This is a genomic window from Oleiphilus sp. HI0067, from assembly GCF_001635735.1.
The window spans coordinates 1-510 of record NZ_LWFI01000080.1; the positions used below are offsets into that span (position 1 = coordinate 1).

General features: G+C 43.5%; 1 protein-coding gene. It reads right to left on the reverse strand.

Features of this window, described 5'->3' with window-relative positions; translation table 11 throughout:
• Positions 1 to 83: 83 nt before the first annotated feature.
• The coding region (locus A3739_RS01255; protein WP_197471934.1) for a methyl-accepting chemotaxis protein at positions 84 to 510 on the reverse strand (427 nt) is incomplete at its 5' end.

Sequence of the window (510 nt, forward strand, 5' to 3'; positions counted from 1 at the left end):
AGGTTTTTGTTGAGCTCGGTAGTGTTCACAATTGTTCTAATTGCTGTGCGAATTTTCATCGCATTGTTTCGTTGCTGAACAATTCACGAGGTGAAGTCATTCGCAAGCTTGGTGAGTTTCATTACTTCTGTAAATTGCTTCTCTTGAATAGTCTGTGCTTTTGTCGCGTTGTCATACGTTTGTACCGCTGAGTCTTGGATTGTGTGAACGTTCTGATTAATTTCTTCATATACCATGCTTTGTTGTTCTGTTGCCGAGGCAGATTGAATCATTGCCGCAAGGGTTTCTTCAGTCAGATTTGTGATTTCTGCTAACGCTTCTTTGGCCTCTGTGGATTGACGAGTAGTGGTGTTTGAGCTTTCAAGGGTTTGATTCATTAGATCGACAGTGACATCGACGCCTTCTTGTATCGCCGCAATAGCTGCTTGAATTTGCTCTGTTGTGGTTGCTGTGCTGCTCGCTAAATTCCGCACTTTATCTTCTACGACGGCAAAGCCACGACCTTGTTCG